The sequence below is a fragment of the Polyangium mundeleinium genome (genome assembly GCF_028369105.1).
GTDB classification, from domain to species: Bacteria; Myxococcota_A; Polyangia; order Polyangiales; family Polyangiaceae; genus Polyangium; species Polyangium mundeleinium.
Genome location: NZ_JAQNDO010000001.1, coordinates 2,057,674 through 2,074,422 on the forward strand (window position 1 = coordinate 2,057,674; position 16,749 = coordinate 2,074,422).

Sequence of the window (16,749 nt, forward strand, 5' to 3'; positions counted from 1 at the left end):
CATCGCGTTGACCGGGTAGCGGCGTGAGGGTACCCTCGAATCGTCCCTGGAGTCGGCCATGCAAACCTCCCACGAACGCCCTGCCATCAAGCCTCGTGATCCCGGCCTCGACTTCGACGAGACCGTCCCGCGCCACTGGTTCGGGGGCAACGCGCTCGCCACGCACATCGCGAACGGCGTCAATCTGCTGTTCCCGGCGGGCGAGCGCTTTTTCGTGCGCAGCGTCCATCATTACCTCGACAAACTCGACGACCCCGAGCTCCGCGCCCAGGTGAAGGGCTTTTTCGCTCAGGAGGGCCGCCACGCCCGCACGCACGAGCGTTTCTTCGAGCGCCTCGAGGAGCAAGGCTACGAGATCCAGACGTTCCTCCGCGTCTACGAGAAGATCGCGTACGGCGTCCTCGAACCTGCGTTCCCCCCGGCCTTCCGCCTCTCCGTCACCGCCGCGGCCGAGCATTTCACCGCCATCATGGCCGAGAATGCGCTCCGCGAGCGGTTCCTCGATCGGGCCCACCCGGCGCTGCGTGACCTCTTGTTCTGGCACGCCGCCGAGGAGATCGAGCACCGCGCCGTCGCCTTCGACGTGCTCGGGAAGGTCGCGCCGAGTTATGCCTTGCGGGTCGCCGGCATGGCCCTCGCCGCCTCCACGCTCGCGGCGTTCTGGATCGCCGGCACGCTCGTGCTCCTCGATCAGGACCGCCGCCGCGGTGATGTCGACCTCCGGGCCGAGCTCCGGAAGCTCCGCGAGCATCCGATTGGCCAGCGGGTCTTTTTGCGGGGCATCAAGACCTATCTCCGGCGCGATTTTCATCCGCTCGAGGCCGAGATCGACAGCCTCGCGCGGCAATGGCTCGAAGCGAAGGGCATGGCATGACGTTGGCCGTCGAGGTCGGCCCGCGGATCGAGCGCCGCGTGCTCTCGATCGACAGCGCGTACGACGAGGACACCGTCGAGGTCCAGCGGATGCGGGATGCGCTGTATGCGGGCCTCGGCGGCCGTGTCGTGCGCTTCGGGCGCACGCTCACCGAGCGCAGCACCGTCCTCGCGGCCCTCCGCGTCGCCGCGGAAGAGGGGCGACCTTATGCGGCGATCCTCGTGACCTCGCACGGCGAGCCGAGCCGCGTCCTCGACACGAATTCGCCCAAGGGCCTGCTCCTCGCCGACGATTTCCCCGAGGACGAGCTGCGGCTCTGGGCGGAGAACCGCGCCTTGCATTTCATGTGCTGCGACACGGGCGCGGGCCCGCTCCTCTCGCGGCTCGCGGGGCTCGGCGCGCGCCTCGTCGTCGGGTTCGAGGGCAAACCGCGCTGGCATTCGCCGGAGGGCCGGCAGCGGTGGCGCGCGTTCGACGCCGAGACCGTGCGCGCGGTCATTGATACGCCCGATCCGAAGGTGGTGGACGAGATTCGTGTACGCTGGCTCGGCCTCGTCGAGCAATGGCTCGTGACGGCGCCGCCGGGGTATGCGCAGGACCTCCGGGACATGCGGCAGACGCTCGGGACGATGGTGATTCTCTGATGCGAAGGAAACACGCGGCACGGTCTTTCCTCCTCGCGGCGGCGCTCGTGTTGCCGCTGTCCGGCTGCGGGGGCACGCGTATGATCGGGAGCGGCCCGCATGCGTACGGGGAAGCCGCGCCCGAGGGCATCCGGTATCACCTGCCGAAGACGCTGGTCGAGGTCAGCGTCCGGACCACGCTCACGTCGCGGCGGAGCGTCTCGTACGAGAAAAACGACGCGGGGCTCTACGAGTTCAAGGTGAAGAGCCTGCCGTTCGACGTCGAGCAGAGCGCGGCGACGGTCACGGTCCTGCACGTGCCGGACACGCGCGAGTTTTATGCGCTCCACCTCGAACCGGGCCGCACGTCCGACGATTCGCTGGCCGTCGAGACGTACGGCAATGGTTTGCTCAAGTCCATCAACGTGGAGAGCGCGGGGCGCGAAGGGCAGGTCGTCGCCGATACGCTCGAAGCGGCGGCCACGATCGCGGGATTTCTCGTGGGGCTCGCGGACCGTGGGACCGAGGCTGCGCGGACGTTCGCCTGCGGAAAACTCCGTACCGATCCCTCCGCGGCGAAATTCCCCTGCGAGGACCTCGAAGGGTTGCCCATGCAGACCTTGTATTTCCTCGCGGCGAGCGCGGAGGGTCGCAAGCTCTTCCTGCGCGGCCACGAGCTCGACGCGGTCGCGAGTGAGCGCAGGAAAACGAAGAAGGAGATCGAGGATCGGATCGGCGCCGCGGACGCGAAAGATCTCGCCGCGCTCGAATCGAAGCGCGCCATGCTCGACGCCTCGCTTCGCGCGGCCCTCGAAGAACGCAAAGAGGTGAGCGCCGCGTTCGAAGCCCGACTCCAGGCATTCGCCGAAGAGCAACGGTTCGCGCCGGAGTCGATCACGCGAGACGTCGTGCGTGTCTTCGACGTCGCGGAGATCCCCGAGGAAGCCACGCTGCCCGAGGGTACGAAATCGGCCGACGTGCCGGCGAAGCTCGCGCGTCACCCGGCCATGCTGGAGCTCTGGAATGCGACCCGCATCGCGATGGCCTTGACCCCCGATCGCGGCGCGCCGCCGAAACCACCGAAGGGCGCGGCGCCGGCCGAGGAAGAGGCGGAAGGGCGCGTGTTTTATCGTCCGTCGCGCGCGGCCACGCTGCGGCTGCTCTCGCAAGGGAAAATCGCGGATCCGGACGAAGGGCGAATCGGGGAGTCGTACGAGGGGATTCGTATCGTGGACGCGAGGATCATCGACGTGATGGATCCCCGTGAGCCGCCGGCGACGGTCTCCTTTGATCCGGCCGCATTCGCCAAGCGCAGGCTCGCGCTCGGATTCGACACGAAAGGCCGCCTCGTCCGGCTGGAGCAGAGCAGCGCCTCGACCTTCCCCAGCGCGACCGGCGCGGTCGCGGAGGGCCTCGCCAGCGCGAGCGACGCGCTCGGGTTCGCCAGCATGGTCGACAGCGCTGCGACCGAGGAGACGCTCTCCACGGTCGACGCGCTCGTGCAGATCGAGCGGCTGCGCAGGCAGAGACAATCCCTCGACGTGCAGATCCAGGCGCTCGAAACGCAAAAAGCAACCGAATCGAAGAAACGCGTCGCGCCGCCCGTTACGCCCTGAGCACGGGTCCCATGCGGCGCTGCCACGACGGTATCGCCTGCATCCCCCAGCCTGCCCTCAAATCCTCTTCTTTTTCTTCTTTTTCTTCGGCGGCGGCGGCGGCCGCGTCTTGCCCGGCGCAGCGGGGATCCACGGCGCGCTCCGATCCACGGGCAGCGGCGTATCCGCGGGCAACGCTTGCTCGCCGGCGCGCTTGACCGTGAACGACGAGCTCACGACGTTGTACATGTGGGCGCCGATATTCGAGAGGTCGCCCCCGCCGACGATGCCGATCGGAATGCAGAAGCGGCGCTTGCGCTCCTCGTCGAGGTCGCCGTACGGAATGAAACGGCCCGTATCGTCGCGTATGCCGCGCGTGTAGCCACCGCCGCCGCCCGGCGCCATCCCGTCCTGGATCGCCTGTGCGATCTGCTCGATGACCTCGTTCGCGCAGAGGGGCTTGATCTCGCCCTTCACCGTGCTGCCGGCGGGATACTGGACCTTCGACTCGATCTTGACGACGACCGTGACGCCCTTTTTGTCCGGCCCCATTTGCAAGGACCGCGCGGCGAGCCCGCTCTTCACGGCCTCCACGACGCCGGTCCAGTGGTTCGCATTCGCGTCCGTGGTGCTGACGAGGCGAACGCCCTCGACTTTGCCTTGCGCGTCGAGCTTGACCTCGAACGTGGCGCGGGCGTCCTTGACCGCCGAGGAGCGGACGGCGGAGGCAATGGTGGAGGCGACGACGCCGGCCGCGGGGACGTCGATGCCGGTGGACTTGTCCTTGTTGTGAAGGGTGCCGGCAATGACGCGGCTCGCGATATCGGAATCGACGGGACGCGGCGCCTCGATGGTCGTGGGCGCGGGCCGCGCCGCCGGCGCGCCGGGCACGACGCCCGGGACGGCCCATACCGGCGAACCGAGACCGGGAAGCGCGCCGACGACGGGGGCCGGCGCGGGCGCGCCGCCGTATTCGTCGACGGGAGGGCTCGGCGCGGCGGGCGCGGGAGCGGGAGCGGATTCGGGCGCGGAGGCGGATTCGGGAGCGGGAGCGGGAGCGGGAGCGGATTCGGGAGCGGGAGCGGATTCGGGAGCGGGAGCGGATTCGGGCGCGGGGGCCGGGACGGGCGCCGGGACGGGCGCCGGGGCACGCACGGCCGCGCGGGCCGATTCGGGCGTGGGCGCTTGCTCGGGCGCGGGGGCCGGCGCGCGTGTCACCACGCCGGGCGGGCCTTCCTCCTCGATATCGACCGTCGTATCCGCTGGAGGCTCGACGCGGGGCAGCAACACCTCGGCACCCGGCGCCGGGGCGCGCGGAGCGACGGAAAGGAAAAGCGCGTGCGCGAGGATCGCGATCGCGACCGCCCCTAGCTCGCGTCCCCGTTCCTTCACCACGCGCGGAGGCTAGCACATCCGGCGGCGCGATCACACCTCGGCGCGTGAGGGGGCCGCGGGGTCGAGGGGATTCGCGGATCCTGCCCGAAATGAAAATCAGGGCTTGCCGAGGAACGCGAGCGCCTTTTCGACCTGCTCGTCCGTCATCGCGTGGCCGGCGCGGGGACGCCCGATCTCCAGGTGCGGCCAGCGCATCCGCTTCAGCATCTTCGCGAGCGCCTGCTGTTTGTCGTGCGTGGGATCCCCCGCGCCCCACGCGACCACGATCGGCGCGCGTTTCTTCGTCCCCTTGGCCTCCGTCTCGTGATACGGCGCGCCCGAGCCGCCCGCGAAGAGCGCATACCCCGCGACGTCGAGCCGTCCGCGCATCGCCAGCGAGGTGGCATAATACGCGCCGTTCGAGAATCCAAAAACGTAGACGCGCTCGAACGGTTTGCCCGCGGCTTGCTCCAGCGCATTGCGCGCGGCCGTCCATTCGGCGATGAGCGCGTCCTCGTGGCCCCGGCGCGCGTCCATGCTCGTCGGCCAGGCCCACCAGCTCTCCATCGTCTTCGGCCCGATCCCGCGCCGGCCCCGCGGCATGATCACGGTATGCCCGTACGTCGCGCCCACCCGCGCCGCGTTGCGCTGCGAGTTCCATTGATCGTGCGTATCGGGCTGAATGACGCCGTGGAGGTGGATGATGAGCGTCCGAGGCCCGGGCGCGGGCTTCTCGGGGACGAACACGCACACCTCGTTCGCGAGCGCCTTGAGCTCGGCCGCGCACCAGCGGCGCGTGTCGACCTCCGCCGCCGGGGCCTCGGCCGACGCCGGACGTGGACCCGCCGCGAGGAGGGCGAAGACGAACGCGAGGGCCACCGGGCGCATCGGCGGACCCTACCACGGGGCGCTCGACGCGGGCACGTTCGTGTATCGTGCTCCCCATGGACGAGACGCGCGGTGACGAGGATGTACGGGCTGCACAAGCGCAGGTGCTTTCGGCGCTCGCGGGGCGGCTCTCGAAGGGGGACGCGCTGCTCCCCGCGGATTTCGTGGCCAAGCTCGCCGAGGAGCTTGCGCTGCGCATCGACGACGAGGCGATCTCCGCGGCCTGGGCCGAACAAGGGAGAGAGGAGCCGGTGACGTGGCGAGGCAGCGCGGCGCGGTCGAGCCGGCGCGGGCGGGGGAGGGACGTGCGCGACATCGAGCTGTTCGCACGCGCGGTGCGTGACCTCGAAGCGCTCGGGCCGGCCGAACGGGAGGAGATTTCGCTGGAGATCGATGCGCTCGCCTTTGATCCGGTGCCGCGCGGGGTGATGGCGCTTCACGGTCGGAAAGACGGACACCTGCAAAACCGCATGGGCGGCCGGCGATTGCTTTACAAGGTGCAGGGAATGCTGGTGACCGTCGTGGCGATCACCAGCGAGGCGGGCTGAGTCAGGAAGGCTTGCGAGGCGTCAGGCGCGCGGTGCCCTCGAGGCCCTGCGCGCGGGCGGCCTCGACGACGGCCTCACACACGGCCTCGTGCACGTGCGGCAAGAGCGGCGAGGGCACGACCTCGCCCTTTTCGGCGCACGACGCGATGGCGCGCGCCGCGGCGATACGCATCTCCGGCGTGATGGCGCGGCTCTCCACGGCGAGCGCGCCGCGGAACAGGCCCGGGAACGCGAGCGCATTGTTGATGCTGCGCCCGTCGCTGCAGAACGCCGCGCCCGCTGCGATGGCGTCCGTCGGCTCGATCTCCGGGTCCGGGTTCGACAGCGGGAAGATCACCTGCCCGGGCCGGATCCATTTCGGATCGATGAGGCCAGGCCTGCCCGTCGCCGCGATCACGATATCGGCCTCGCGCATGAGCGTGGGCAGATCGACCGGGCGCGCGCCCATGCCTTTCAGCCAGTTCATGGCCTCCTCCGACCGGTCCGTCACGAGCACGTCGCGCGCCCCGTGCGCCATCATGAGCCGCGCGATCGCGCTGCCCGCCGCGCCGAGCCCGATCTGCCCGACGCGCGCCTTCTCCAGCGCCACGCCCGTCATCTTGCAAGCATTGAGCACCGCGGCGAGCGCGACCGTGGCCGTGCCGTGCTGGTCGTCGTGCATCACGGGTTTGTCGAGGCGCGCGATGAGCTCCTCCTCGATCTTGTAACAATCCGGGATGCGGATGTCCTCGAGGTGAATGCCGCCGAACGTGAGCGAGAGGCGCATGACCGTGTCCACGAACTCCCGCGGATCGAGGGTGTCGACGAGGATCGGCGTGGCGCTGATCCCGACGAACTTGTCGTAAAGGACGGCCTTTCCTTCCATGACCGGCAGCGAGGCAAGCGGCCCGACGTGGCCGAGGCCGAGCACGCGCGTGCCGTTCGTGAAGATACCGACCGAGTTGCCGATCCCCGTGAGGTGCCGCGCGCGCTCGGGCTCCCGCTCGATCGCGCGCGCGACGCGGGCCACGCCGGGCGTGTAGATGTAGCGCAAATCGCGCTGATGCCGGAGCTCGATCCGGCTCGTCATGTGGAGCTTGCCGCCCTTGTGCAGGTCGAAGACGCGGTCGATCGTGTCGAGAATCTCGACGCCGTCGACGGCGCGCACGGCCTCGATGACGCGGTCGCGTTGCTCCTCGTCCAGCGTCTCGACCGTGACCTCACGCAGGGTATCGCCCTCCATGCTGCGCAAGGTCGTGAGGTCACCCAGCAAACCACCTTGCTCGGCGATGGCCGTCGCGAGGCGTGCAAGCTGGCCCACGCGGTGTTTGCATTTGACGCGAAGTACGGTGTCGAGGCTGGTCTTCCTCATGGCAGGGGCGCGGACCATACCACGAAGCCGGCTGAGTGGGAGCAAGTTGGGGCAAGGAGGACATTTCCGTCTCGTAGGATCTTCCCTTATCATCCGCGCGTAGAGTCGCCCGAGGAGAGACAACCATGGTGATGTTCGCGCCCACCGAGGCCTTGCGCCCCAACTTGCAGCTCGACGTCGCGTCCGGGGACACGCTCGACGTGCGCAAGTTCCAGGTCACGGAGCGCATGTCGGATCTCTTCGAGGTCCGCCTCGTGGCGCTCTCGCCGAACCCGGAGATCGACTTTGACGCGGTGCTCGGCCGGGAAGCGACGTTCACGCTCTCCCGCGACCAGCTCCTCGCCACCGCCTACCGCACGTGGGGCGGGATCTGCCATCACATCCAGCAGATCGAGTCGGAGGAGGCGGGGCTCTCCACGTACGAGCTCGTGATCGTGCCGAAGCTCTGGTTCCTCACGCAGCGGCGCAACCACCGCATGTTCCAGCAGCTCTCGGACCTCGACGTCGTGCTCCAGCTCCTCCGCGAGTGGGGCATCGAGCCCGTGCAGAAGGTCGACGCGGCCACGTACAAGAAACGCAAATATCGCGTGCAGTACGGCGAGAGTGATTACGCGTTCCTCTGCCGGCTGCTCGAAGACGCGGGCATCACGTTTTACTTCGACCAGCAAGGCGAGACCACCGTGCTCGTCCTTCACGACGCGCCGCAGAACAATCCACCCCGCGAGCCCTCCGTCCGGTTCGTCGACAAACCGATGGTGGACAAGGATCTCGAGTTCGTCACCGAGGTGCGCGTCGGACAGCGCACGCGGCCCGGCAAGTACACGATCTTCGACCACGACTACCGGCGGCCGGCGAACTACAAGCTGATGGGCACGCACGCCGAGGGCGAGGCCTTCGAGCAGCAGATGGAGCGCTTCCATTACGTGCCCGGCGCGTCCCTCTTCCGCAGCGACGGGCGCGAGCCCACGCCGAGCGCCGACGACAAGGGCGCGGCGCGGCACGACGAGGGCGAGGCCAAGCGAATCGCGAAGATCCGCCTGGAGGCGAAGCGCGCCGAGGCCCGCAAGGCCACGTTCCGCACGAACCTCGTCGAGCTCCGGCCCGGGACCGTGATGCGCGTCGTCGATCATCCGCGGCGCGAGCTCGCGAGCCGGCTGCTCGTGGTGCATTCGACGTACGAGGGCACGTCGTATGGCGAGTGGGTCCACCGGCTCGAAACGCGCAGCGCCGAGATCCCCTACCGCCCGCCGCTCGTCACGCCGAAGCCGAAGGTGAGCGGCGTGGAGAGCGCGACGGTCGTCGGCCCCGCGGGCGAAGAGATCCATACCGACGAGTTCGGCCGCGTGCGGGTCCATTTCCACTGGGATCGCGAGAGCCAGATGAACCAGGACAGCTCGTGCTGGATTCACGTGAGCCAATCCTGGGGCGGCGCGGGATACGGCGGCGTGCAGCTCCCGCGCGTTGGCCAGGAGGTGATCGTCGATTTCCTCGGCGGCGATCCGGATCGGCCCATCATCGTGGGGCGCGTCTTCACGAACCTGCAAAAGGTGCCGTACCCGCTGCCGGCGAACAAGACGCAGAGCGGGCTCCGCTCGGCCTCGTCGCCGGCGACGGGCGGCTACAACGAGCTGATGTTCGAGGACGCCGCGGGCCGCGAGCTCATGCGGCTCCAGGCCGAGAAAGACTTCACGGGCCTCGTGAAGCACGACCTCCGGATGAACATCCAGAACGACCGCACGCACAACGTCGGCAACAACGACACGGAGACCGTGGTCGGCGAGCAGTCGGTGAAGGTCGCGAAGAAACGCACCGTGCGGGTCAAGCTCGATCAGCAGCACCAGGTCGGCGAGAACATCCTCGTGCAGTCGGTCAACGGCGTATCGACGCACCTGTCGAAGCAGGCCATCCGGCTCTTCAGCGAGATGATCATCCTCTCCACCTCGCCGGACTCGTTCATCGTGATCTCGCAGAGCGGGATCACGATCCAATCGCCGATCGTGCAGATCAACCCGGGCATGCTCCGGGTCCCCAACCCGCCGCAGCCCGCGGCGATCGAAGACGCGGCGACCGTCACGGGATACATCGGAGCACCATGAGAGTTCGCAAGCTACGGGTCGACGGTTTCCGGGGTTTGCCCGATCAGGAGTTTTCCTTGATCAACCCGCGCACGGACGGCGCCCACGAGATCGTGGTCGTCACGGGCGCGCGCGCGAGCGGCAAGACGAGCTTCCTCGAAGCGATCCTCGCGGCGAAGGAGCAAGTCGGACCTTATGGCCCGGCCGCGCCGTCGTCGAGCTTCCTGCGGCCCGGCGTGACCACGGCGAAGGTGCGCATCGAATGGGAGCTCTCGAACGGGGAGCGGGATCGGTATGGCACCGGCGCGCGCGCCTTCGTGAGCGAGTCGATCTTCGGCGACCTCGTGCTCGAGCCGCCGGAGCCGGATCCGGCGCTCGCGGCGCTGCTCGCGGAGTACATCCCGGATCCGGCCTTCGGGAAGGTCGAGTATTTCCACGCCTCGCGACGGCTGCCATTCGCGTCGGCGATCGATCTCTCGCGGTCGGCCGGCGACAGCCTCGATCGGATGGTGCGGCTCGGCCGCGACGACATGAAGTACAGCGGGCTCGTGCGCTTCATCGTGGAGGCGGGGCTCGGGCTCGACGTGGACGCCGAGGGCAAACCGAAGCCCCCGGGGCGCATCAAGAAGGCCTTCGAGGCGCTCTGCCCGACCAAGCAGCTCGGGGGGCTCTATCGCGCGGGCGATGCGATGCTGCCGGTCTTCCTCGACGGCCAGCGGAGGGCCTACAGCCTGGCGCAGCTCTCGGACAGCGAGCTCGACGCGTTGCTCTTCGCGACGACGTTCGTGCGGGCGGGCGTCGGGCAATCGATCGTGCTCATCGACACGCCGGAGAAGCACCTCGGCGACGTGGAGGCGCGCGATTTCGTGAAGGCGCTCGCGACGCTCGGCGCAAACAACCAGCTCATCGTGGCGACGCAATCGGCGGCGCTCGTGTCGAGCGTGCCGGCGGATCAAGTGATCCGGCTCGGGTGAGGCCATGGCGATCTACGAGGTCGACGAGTTTTCGTTCGAGGTGCCCGACGGGTACGTCGATCGCAGCATGAACCTGTTCTTCCCGCGGGAGGCCATGACGCGGCTCCGGACGCAAAACCTCGTGATCACGCGGGAGCCGCGCACGGAGGAGACGGTCGTGCAGCAGGCGGCGAGGATCCTGAAGGTGTTCTCGACCAAGGTCCCCAGCCTCAAGATCATCGGGCAGCGCGATCGGCCCCTCGGCGCGCTCCCGGGCCGGGAGGCGCGGGCGCACGCGACGCAGCAGGGACACCCGGTCTACCAGCGGTATTATTTCGTCGGTCACTATGGCACCTTCATCTCGGTGATCGCGACCTCGGCGCGGGCGCAGAGCGCGCAGTGCGACGCCGTCGTCGAGCGGCTGCTCACGAGCTTGCGATTGAAGAAGCGGTAGGGTGAGGAGGAGCTTTCTTTGAGCCTTTACATCACGCACGAGGCGGGCTTCGAGTTGCCCGCGAACTGGGTCGACGGGACCGTCAACCTCCTCGAATATGCGCGCCCCGAGGGCACGATCCGGGTGGGGATGTCGCGTAGCGATCGAGGCGGGAAGGACCTCGCCGCGTGCGTGGAGGAGCGGCTCGTGGAGCAGCGGCGCAAGCTCCCGTTCTTCGAGCTCCTCGGGCGATCGGAGCGCCTCTGCGCGGGCCTTCCGGCGATCGACGTGAAGGTGACCTACGAGGACGCCAAGCAGAAGATATACCAGCGGACGCTGGGGTTCGTGATCGGGGGGCGATTCGTCTCGCTGGGCGTCACGGCGACGCTTTCGCAGCAGGCCGAGGCGGACGCCATTCTCGAGCGCGCGGCGTCCACGCTCTCGTTGCGGGCGCGGCCGAGCGGGGCCTGAAGGGAGGGGCAGGGGCATGAGCGAAGCGATGCCGCTCGAACAAGCGGTTCGGATCGACGACGCGGTCGAACATTCGTTGGCGTTCCTCGGCGCGGTCCTGGGCGCCCTCGGAGGGCTCGCGCTCGGCCTGCTCGTGTTCGGTACGGGCCCGCTCGGGTGGCTCGCCGCCGCGGGCGTCGCTGTCTTTCTCTCGAACGCCGGCGAGAAGGCGTTCAAGAACCTGAAGCACGAAGCGGGGGACGTGGCGGAGGGGTCCCCGAACGTATTCGTCGGCGAGCCAGGAAGAAAGGCAGCGCGTGCGCGCGACAAGGTGCGTTGTCACGACCTCCAGATCGCCACCGGGTGCGCGACGATCCTCATCAACCAGGAGCTCGCGGCGCGGGTGAAGGAGGAGACCGTCTGTGACGGCAAGCTGAAGACGGGCTGCGAGACGGTGCTTTATGGCGGTCCGTCCGCGCGGGTCTTGGCGAAGCGGGCCTCGGGCGAGCTGCCGATGTGGTTCTGGGTTGGCCGCGAGGTCGTCGATTGGGTCACGATCCTCGCGCCGACGGGCGCGGCGGACCCCTCGAAATGGTGGAGGCTCTACGACCGCACCTCGCGCATTCTCACGTTCGGCGACAAGGCGGCCGGGTACGCGGCAGCGATTGCTCAGGGGCTCGGGTACCAGGAGGTTGCAGACGTGATCACGGGCGTCACCGATCACCCCGCGTACGTTTGGGGTACGACCCTGTTCGGCGGGGTCGGCGTGGCGCGGGATCTCCGAAGGGCGCGGGGGGGCGATCCTCCTCCGGGTCCTCCTCCTCCTCCGGGTCCTCCTCCTCCGCCTCCGGGTCCTCCGCCGCCGCCGCCGCCGCCACCGCCTCCTCCGGGTCCTCCGCCGCCGCCACCGCCGCCACCGCCACCGCCGCCGCCGCCGCCGCCGCCGCCACCGCCGCCGCCGCCGCCGCCGCCGCCGCCGCCACCGCCGCCACCGCCACCGCCGCCGCCACCGCCGCCGCCGCCGCCGCCGCCGCCGGGTGGAGGAGGCGTGAATCTCGATAAGGGCGGTCGCCCAGGCGGCTGACCTTAGCGCCCGCCTCGACCCACGGGCTGCGATTGCACCACGCGGCCCAGCGCCAGCACGCGCAGCGTGATCGACTCGTTGTCTGCCGGATCCTGCTGCGGGTGCGGCTCGGCAATGGCTCGCACACGTAGCCGCGGGAAGAGCGGCAGCTTCTCCGACAGCACCTCCGGCATGTACGTCGGCAGCGGCGAACCGCTGCCCAGAGAGAGCAATCCGCCGATGTGCTCCCCGCCGAAGAGCTTGCGCTTCAGGTAATGACGCTCCTCGATCAGGATTCGCTGCGCCGTCGTTTCAAGGTAATCCGACGCGAGCGACCGATTGGCCTGGGCAAACGCCTGCCGCACGCGCGACAAGGCCCCCTCGAGGAGCGGCACCGCCGCGCTCCGCGGCCCCCGGCAGAGCTCCTCCGCCGCGTCGAGCGCCTCCTTCAGCCGCTTGTCCGCCGCGGCGAGCTGCGAGGCCACGGCGATCGTCGTTTTCAGCGTCTCCAGCGGGTCGCAGGTCATCGCGAGCTCGCCGTTCACGATCACCAGCGGCTGCTCGAAGATCCCATCCTCGTCGATGGCCTCCTCCATCACGCGGGCCATGCCGATCGCGTCGAGCGGCGGCACGCGGCCGAGCGCGCGCCGGATGTCGCGGCGATCCGTCACGGCCTGCGTCGGCTCCTCCGGCTCCTCGCCCGTGAGCCATTCCGTCGGGCGCTGCGGATCCCGCAGGTAGGACGCCCACGCCGATTGCTGTCGCACCCGCTGCGGCGCGTGTTCGTCGAACCAGATCAAATCGACGTATTCGGCGGCCGGCGCGCGGCGTCGCACGGGCACGCTCGTCGAGATCACGGGCGCCGCCGGCTCGGGGCGCGGTGCGGCGACGGCCGCCGCATCCGAGGCCGCCGCGAGCCCGCCGAGCGTCGCCTGGGCATCATGCACGGGCGGCGGCGCGACAGGCGCGGGCGGCGGGACGGCGACGGGCGCGGGCGGCGCGACGGGCGCGGGCGGAGGGGCATACAGCGGCGGCGCAGCCGGGGGCGCGGGGGTTGGCGCGCTGATCGACGAGGCCGGCGCACTCAGGAAGGGGAGGCGCCCGCCGGGCGCGGGGGGGCGGGCCGCCGCCTCGGGGGTGGCGCTCGGGGTCGACTGGAAAGGCAAGACGCGCCCGGACGCGGCCTGCACGAGGCTCGGATCGGCGATCGTCTGGGCCGGTGGCGGCCTTGGCTTCGTGGACTTGATCTCCGCCTCCTCGGTCGGCGGGATCGATTTCTGCGGTCGTGATGGCGCTTCGGGCGCGGCCGCGGCCTTCGAGGGCGGCGCGCTGTCGAGCCATATCTTCACCTCGCCCGGCTCGTCGCGCAGGCGCATGGGGATCTGCGCGCGGAACGTCAGCGTGCAGAGCAGCCGATCGGTGTCGATCCACAACGTATCGGCGCGCATCGGCTGCGCGCCTTGCCCGCGGCCCTCGACCAGGAACACCGGCGCGAGGCCCGGCAGGCTCGTGACGAGCCGCGGCACGCTGGGGTGCAGGTTTTCGAGGAGGATCCGCGCGTTCGCGGGGAGGAAATCGGTCTGCTGATCCGGCGGCGCTGCATTGAAGTAGCGGAAATCGAAGCCGTCGGGGATGTGCGATTCGTACCAGCGATCGGGCAGGCTGCCGCGGGCGAGCGCGCCGAGCCGCTCGCGCCGCGCGGGCCAGGAAGGCGCGAGAGGGCCAAACCCGACGGGCTCGACGAAATCGGCCGGGGCGCGGACCGTGACGCCGGGCCACGTGATGTTCGGCATGCGCACGCGCCCCATCGCGTCGGCCCATCCCGCGCGCACGCCGACCGGATTCGCCGTGTCCGGCCCGCCGCCGGCCCGCTCGTAGACGAGCGGCATTCGCGTGAAACGTTGCCCCTCGGCGAGAGAGCCGTCGGGCTGGAACCAGCGATCCTGGGTGACCTCGATCGATTTGTCGACCTCGCCCACGAGGAGGCGCGCGACGACCGAACGCGCGGGGACCTGCTGCGGCGCGTGCGCGGAGCCCACGAGGAGCACGTCCGCGCGCGGCTTGAAGGGGACGACGTCGCTCGGGACGCGCAGGCTGCGGTTCGTGTCATCGTCCCAGTGCTCGTCGGCGGCGGCGATGTCTTCCGGGTCCTCCGCGAGCGGGGACGTGCCCGGCGCGAGGGAAAACGTCGCCTTGCAGACGACCGTGAACACCCACCCCTGCGCTCGATTCGGCCAGATCAAGGACGCACAGGGGAACGGGGCATTCGAGACGATTTGCATTGGATCCCGCCTGCTCGAAAAGAAAAGAGTAGGCGAACGAGAGGGGTCTTGTCAACGCGCCGCCGTGGACGTCGGCGCGTTCCAGGGGGAGCCCCCTGTCCCCCGACCGATCGGGCACGACGCCGCCGTGGTAACTTCTTCCCGTATGCTGTAGGCTGGGGAACCATGAACGTTCGGAATCATTTTTATCGAAGTGCTGCGCTCCTCGGTCTTTGCCCCATTCCTGGTACGCTCGGCGCACACGTCGCGCATGGGGATGTGTTCGCGTACGATCCCCCCGGGCTCGCGGTGACGTACATCAAGGGCCGCTTCACGGACCATGATCTGGGCGTGGGGACGATCCGCTGGCGGGAGACGCCGGCGTCTGACAGTTACCTCGCCGAGACCAACGTCACGGGCGACGTCATCACGTCCTCGTATGGCACCGACGTGCTCTCCGTGGTCACCGTGAAGGAGGACAATGGCACGATTCGCTCGACCGAGGTCGAGGAGTCGTGGCAGGGCTGCTCCCTCACGCAGCGCGCGCGGCCGCTCGGCGGGTCGAATTCGCAATGGCTGACGCACGAGGGGACGTGGGACGGCCAGGTGTATCATTACGCGCAGGAGCGGTTCACGCGCACCCGCGGCCAGAAGCAGTTGTTCTACGGCCAGCGGCAGCCCGATGGATCCTGGAGCGAGTCGTATGTCTACAACGGGGTCGGCACGGACATCGACGAGACGTGGGGCGGTAACGTCGAGGGGACGACGTGGGTCAACTGGCTTATCAACTGGGGCGACGCGTACATCTTCGGCAGCGACACGATGTACCTCGACGGCTCCCGCCGCCGGACGATCGAGGAGGTCTTCGAGACCTGCGGCGATTCGTACGACTTCACGATCGGCTATGACGGCTCCGGCACGGGGACGAGCACGCGCTGCGAGGTGGTCTACCCCTATCCGGACGACCCCGAATGGTATGACATCGTCTACTCGAACTGCACGATGAAGATCTCGAACGGCGCGTGCTCGCGGACGTGTACGGACGGCGGCACCTATTCGTGCGAGTACGCCATGTCCTCGGTCGTGTACTGAAAGAGCGCTCCCCCCCGCGGCGCCCCGATCGCCGCTACTGGCACACGCCGAACTCGGGATGGCCGGGGATGCCGTACGTCGAGCACGTCGCGTCCCCAGTGCAGGGGTGCGCGGCGTCGCAATACGCGAGGCACCGGCGATCGCCGGTGGACCAAGCGACGCCGCACCGGGCGTTCACGCCGCAATCGGCGTCCTTGGCGCAGACGTCGCCGACGGCCACCGCGCCGGCATGACCACAAGCGAAGCCGCCGGTGGTGCTGGAGAAATCCACGATCCCGTCCTTGTCGAGGACCGTGCGGTCGCGGCAGGTCGCGCCCGCCTCACAACCATTGCCGAACGGCGCGCAGGTCGGGATGCAGAGGCCGCCGAGGGGCGAAGCGTACGGGTAGGCGAGGCAGAGCTCGTTCGCGCTGCAATCGGTCGACTTCGTGCAGAACGAGCGGCAGGCGAAGCTGCTGGCCGGCTTCGCGTCGTCGGTGCAGAGCAAGCCCGGGGCGCAGTTGTCCTCGCCGAAGGCGGTGCGCGTACATGTCGCGCCCTCCGCGACGGCGCCGCCGGCGGCCTCGCAGACCGAGAAGTAGCTCGTCTTTTGGCCCGCAGGGTCGACCATCGTGCATTCCTTCCCGGCGCCGCAGGTTTGCCCCATGAGGTCACAGCAGGCGCTCGTGGCGCCCGCGGGGAGCGCTTGCTCGGGGAGCGCGATGCTGCACGAGCCGGCGCTTTCGTCCGTCATGTAGCTGCAGTCCAGCATCAGACTGCCGTTTTTTTCGAGCTTGGCGGTGCATTCATAAGGAAACTTCGTCGTGGTGACGTGATGGAGGACGCCCGAGAGGGTCGCGGTGGGGCCCTCGACGGTGCCGGTCAGCACGCCCATGTTGGTGGACACGGTGAGCGCACAGCTATTCTGCGCGACGCAGGCCCCCTTGAGCATCACTCCTATGCCGGCGCTGCATGAAAGGACCTCCCCCACGACGAACGTGCCGGAGAAATCGGCGCAGTCCGGCCCGCCGCCGCTGCCGCCGGCGCCACCAGTGCCGCCACTGCCACCGGCGCCTCCACTGCCGCCGGAGTTCGATTCCGAGCATCCAAAGGTCGCGAGGGATGTGAAGAGAAGACACGCGAGAAGAACGCGAGTACGAGCGTGCATGATCGATGAGCTCCGAGGTGTA

General features: G+C 69.2%; 15 protein-coding genes. 10 read left to right on the top strand and 5 right to left on the bottom strand.

Annotated features, from left to right (window positions below; genetic code table 11):
• Positions 1-58: 58 nt before the first annotated feature.
• From POL67_RS08330 to POL67_RS08340, 3 genes are read left to right on the top strand one after another with little or no spacing between them, the layout of a single operon-like run.
• Positions 59-874 (top strand): metal-dependent hydrolase, encoded by an 816-nt coding sequence (locus tag POL67_RS08330; protein ID WP_271916569.1) that lies wholly within the window; start codon positions 59-61, stop codon positions 872-874.
• Positions 871-1,518 (top strand): hypothetical protein, encoded by a 648-nt coding sequence (locus POL67_RS08335; RefSeq protein ID WP_271916570.1) that lies wholly within the window; start codon positions 871-873, stop codon positions 1,516-1,518. The genes POL67_RS08330 and POL67_RS08335 overlap by 4 nt, the downstream gene beginning before the upstream one ends.
• Entirely contained in the window at positions 1,518-3,113 is a 1,596-nt protein-coding gene (locus POL67_RS08340; RefSeq protein ID WP_271916571.1) for a hypothetical protein, read from the top strand. The genes POL67_RS08335 and POL67_RS08340 overlap by 1 nt, the downstream gene beginning before the upstream one ends.
• 57 nt (positions 3,114-3,170) lie before the next feature.
• On the opposite strand, the gene POL67_RS08345 is transcribed toward POL67_RS08340, so the two are convergent.
• Together POL67_RS08345 and POL67_RS08350 are read right to left on the bottom strand one after the other, a co-directional pair.
• Positions 3,171-4,484 carry a hypothetical protein gene (locus tag POL67_RS08345; protein ID WP_271916572.1) on the bottom strand — a complete coding sequence of 438 codons (1,314 nt, stop codon included), beginning with the start codon at positions 4,482-4,484 and terminating at the stop codon, positions 3,171-3,173.
• 99 nt (positions 4,485-4,583) lie between these two features.
• A complete protein-coding gene (locus POL67_RS08350) occupies positions 4,584-5,354 on the bottom strand; it encodes an alpha/beta hydrolase (protein WP_271916573.1) in 771 nt (256 codons plus the stop codon).
• 56 nt (positions 5,355-5,410) lie between these two features.
• Between POL67_RS08350 and POL67_RS08355 the strand changes: the two genes are divergently transcribed.
• Positions 5,411-5,902: a type II toxin-antitoxin system RelE family toxin gene (locus POL67_RS08355; RefSeq protein ID WP_271916575.1), complete on the top strand. Its 492-nt coding sequence runs from the start codon at positions 5,411-5,413 to the stop codon at positions 5,900-5,902.
• A gap of 1 nt (position 5,903) precedes the next feature.
• Here POL67_RS08355 and POL67_RS08360 read toward each other — a convergent pair whose 3' ends face one another.
• Positions 5,904-7,253, bottom strand: a complete 1,350-nt coding sequence (locus POL67_RS08360) for an NAD-dependent malic enzyme (protein ID WP_271916576.1) — start codon at positions 7,251-7,253, stop codon at positions 5,904-5,906.
• Positions 7,254-7,378: 125 nt separating this feature from the next.
• Between POL67_RS08360 and POL67_RS08365 the strand changes: the two genes are divergently transcribed.
• The 5 genes from POL67_RS08365 to POL67_RS08385 are packed head-to-tail and all read left to right on the top strand — an operon-like array spanning position 7,379 to position 12,248.
• Positions 7,379-9,349, top strand: a complete 1,971-nt coding sequence (locus POL67_RS08365) for a type VI secretion system Vgr family protein (RefSeq protein ID WP_271916577.1) — start codon at positions 7,379-7,381, stop codon at positions 9,347-9,349.
• Positions 9,346-10,302 carry an OLD family protein gene (locus POL67_RS08370; RefSeq protein WP_271916578.1) on the top strand — a complete coding sequence of 319 codons (957 nt, stop codon included), beginning with the start codon at positions 9,346-9,348 and terminating at the stop codon, positions 10,300-10,302. The genes POL67_RS08365 and POL67_RS08370 overlap by 4 nt, the downstream gene beginning before the upstream one ends.
• Positions 10,303-10,306: 4 nt before the next feature.
• Complete coding sequence (locus POL67_RS08375) at positions 10,307-10,735, top strand: DcrB-related protein (RefSeq protein ID WP_271916579.1); 429 nt, start codon at positions 10,307-10,309, stop codon at positions 10,733-10,735.
• Positions 10,736-10,753: 18 nt separating this feature from the next.
• Entirely contained in the window at positions 10,754-11,185 is a 432-nt protein-coding gene (locus POL67_RS08380; RefSeq protein ID WP_271916580.1) for a DcrB-related protein, read from the top strand.
• A gap of 16 nt (positions 11,186-11,201) precedes the next feature.
• Positions 11,202-12,248 (top strand): PAAR domain-containing protein, encoded by a 1,047-nt coding sequence (locus POL67_RS08385; protein WP_271916581.1) that lies wholly within the window; start codon positions 11,202-11,204, stop codon positions 12,246-12,248.
• Positions 12,249-12,250: 2 nt separating this feature from the next.
• Here the strand turns inward: POL67_RS08385 and POL67_RS08390 are convergent, their stop codons facing one another.
• Positions 12,251-14,509: a DUF2169 family type VI secretion system accessory protein gene (locus POL67_RS08390; protein WP_271916582.1), complete on the bottom strand. Its 2,259-nt coding sequence runs from the start codon at positions 14,507-14,509 to the stop codon at positions 12,251-12,253.
• Positions 14,510-14,674: 165 nt separating this feature from the next.
• Between POL67_RS08390 and POL67_RS08395 the strand changes: the two genes are divergently transcribed.
• On the top strand, positions 14,675-15,580 hold the full coding sequence (locus POL67_RS08395; RefSeq protein ID WP_271916583.1) for a hypothetical protein: 906 nt from the start codon (positions 14,675-14,677) through the stop codon (positions 15,578-15,580).
• 34 nt (positions 15,581-15,614) lie between these two features.
• Here the strand turns inward: POL67_RS08395 and POL67_RS08400 are convergent, their stop codons facing one another.
• A complete protein-coding gene (locus POL67_RS08400) occupies positions 15,615-16,727 on the bottom strand; it encodes a hypothetical protein (protein ID WP_271916584.1) in 1,113 nt (370 codons plus the stop codon).
• Between the last annotated feature and the right edge of the window lie 22 nt (positions 16,728-16,749).